This window comes from Mesonia phycicola, assembly GCF_900141885.1.
Lineage (GTDB): Bacteria > Bacteroidota > Bacteroidia > Flavobacteriales > Flavobacteriaceae > Mesonia > Mesonia phycicola.
In genome coordinates, this window is record NZ_FQYY01000031.1 from 1 (window position 1) to 2,610 (window position 2,610).

Genomic DNA, 2,610 nt, shown 5'->3' on the forward strand with positions numbered 1-2,610 from the left:
AGGAATAAAGATAGTAAAAAGAGCTAACTTTGACGCTTTTGCGTCTGTGTCCGCAGGACACAACCAAACCTTAGTTGGAATTATACAGTGTTGTACGCTGGCTTTTTTTCATTCCGCTACTAATTCCGATTTATGTTTCTCTTTATTAATTAAATATAAAACTCTACCGAAATACATTAAAAAAGGTATTCCACTTCCTAATGTTATTGCAAAAAGAAAATTGTCATAATTCCACACTCCATAACAGACAATTAGAAAAGAAATCAGCATTAAGGCCAGTCCGATGTAAATCCATTTCTGTTTGTTCAAAATATTTTTTGAAAATAATATTGCAATTGAAATCAGTTTCCCAATTAAAGAAATCAGAGCTATTAAAATCAGACTGCTTTCAAAAGGATATTCTTTCTGGAAATCAAATCCGTTTTTTATTAGCATTGGAATACTGATAACTTCAAACATTATCATTATTCCATAACCGTGTCCAGCAGGAACTCCAATCAGAATTATTGAGTTCAGAATTGAGGTTAATATTATAGCTCTTTTTATCAATTCAGTTGGGTTTTCAGCTTGCGTACAACGGTCTAGTGTATGATTTCGTTGCGTGTTTCAGCACTAAATTTAGCAAATAAAACACAAATAGAAAGTCCGCGAGGACTTTCGTAAGTAGGCTATAACTAGCAATGAATTATACACATTGTTACCTGCTGGCTTTTTTCCAAAGTTTCGATTTCTTTTTTATCGGTTTACTTAATTTCAGACCAATTTCGCCTTCTTTTGCACTTTTTACGGATTTTCCGTCTAATTGTATGTCGACAATTTTAGATTTGACATATTTACCGTTTTTCTCAACTATAATTTCTTTATCGATTTCGAGAAGACAATCTTTAATATTTACAATACATATCTTTCCATTCTCAAACAATTCTAAAGGTTCGTCAATATATTCCAAATCTTGAGGTTTGAACTCTATAAGACCATAGTTTATGAAAGCTTTTCTCGCTGCTTCTTTTGAAATAATTTCGCTTTGAACTAGTTCATAAAGTTGAAACAGTTGCCAAGTAGTTAGTAAACCTCTTTCATCGTTAATCGCATCTTGCACTTGATGTTCTGTAAAAGGTGGGTTTTGTCTTTTTAAAGGTGGTTGGTAGCGTTGATGATTTACTAGATATAGTGCAAATACATCAAATGCGTTTCTTTGTTTACAGCGACGGTGTTTTATTTTTGAAATTTGACTGCAATCCGCATCTGTTGACGTACCACCAATTCCTTTGCATTCAATAATTAGCAAACCTTCAGGAATATCAACTTGAATATCTTCTTCTAAAATTGTAGAGGAACCGTTAGCAGAATCAAAATCTGTTACGTTTTTAAATTCTAACCAATTCAAAAATTTGATAACCGATTCAACTAATTCGTCACCAGTTTTTGTAACTAAACCGTGAAGAAATGAGAACTTTTTGTTATTGGAAACAATATCTGATTCATTTTTATCTAATTTATCTTGATATTCTTTTTCTATTGCTTTTTTATCTTCTAAAAGTTGAGAGAAATTAGGTAGCCAATATTCTTCCTGTTTTTTCCAATCGAAAGTAGTGGAATATGGAAATAATGCTGGATAAATAGATGGTGCAATTTTGGACAGAAACTCTGATAAGAAATTTGCTTTATCCTCAATTTGCGGGAAGATGATAAGATTATGAAACTCATTAACTTCTACATAAGAAACTATATCTCCATTAATGTTTTTTACTAGTGGAAAATAGTTTTCATATTTTTCATTTTTACCACCATTCCATCTTGTAGGGTGTTCAAATGTTTGATTATAGAATGAGTTTGTCTTATACTTTTCAAGTAGTCGCTGTAAATCTTCAATAGATTTACAAATACTTATTTCCTTTCCATATTTTACTTCTCTGTACGGTATATAATCCCAAAAAGAATAAATACTGTGCTTTTCAATGTTTTGTCTTCTCGCATTTCCTTCTGTTACCTTTATAGGTTCATACTCAACTTCATAATTAGATGATGAAAAAGCAATTAATAAATATTCCCTATTGCTTATTTTATAAAGTTCATTTCTTAAAAAAGAAGCTGCAATTGGTCGTGGGTCAAATAATGTTTCGGGAAAACTACTCAATAAACAGAAAGAGCTTTTTCCAGTATGCATTTCCCTAATATGGTCTTCTTGATAATAGTCTATGGTTTCAAAGTTGTCTAAATCAATTATAAATATGTCAAGCTCGTGTAAATTTAATGGGAAATCGTGGTTTGGCAGTAATTGATGATTTTCTCTTCTAGTACTGTTAGGAACTTTTATTTTTGAGCCTAAAGAACCTGTTGACAAATTATATCCTTTGCTTTCTAGATTAGATATTACCGCCTTGTCTGTATCAATACAACAAATTCTAGGTCTTTCTATTAATTTAACTTCTGCTTTTTCTTCCAAATTAGCTAGTTCTTTTTTTTCTTTCTTTTTCTCTTTGAAAAATCCCATAGTTTTTTTCAGCTTGCAGGTAACGGTTTTGTGTAATTTCCCAGCTAAGGGAAGGTTAGGAGTAAAGATAGTAAAAAGAGCTAACTTTGACGCTTTTGCGTCTGTGTCCGCAGGAC

Annotated in this window: 2 protein-coding genes; both read right to left on the reverse strand. The window is 31.6% G+C overall.

What is annotated here, in order from left to right:
• Positions 1-108 precede the first annotated feature (108 nt).
• Positions 109-549: a hypothetical protein gene (locus BUC03_RS14930; RefSeq protein WP_073153917.1), complete on the reverse strand. Its 441-nt coding sequence runs from the start codon at positions 547-549 to the stop codon at positions 109-111.
• 148 nt (positions 550-697) lie between these two features.
• Positions 698-2,610: hypothetical protein (locus BUC03_RS15240; RefSeq protein ID WP_073153920.1), on the reverse strand; the 1,913-nt coding region annotated here is incomplete at its 5' end.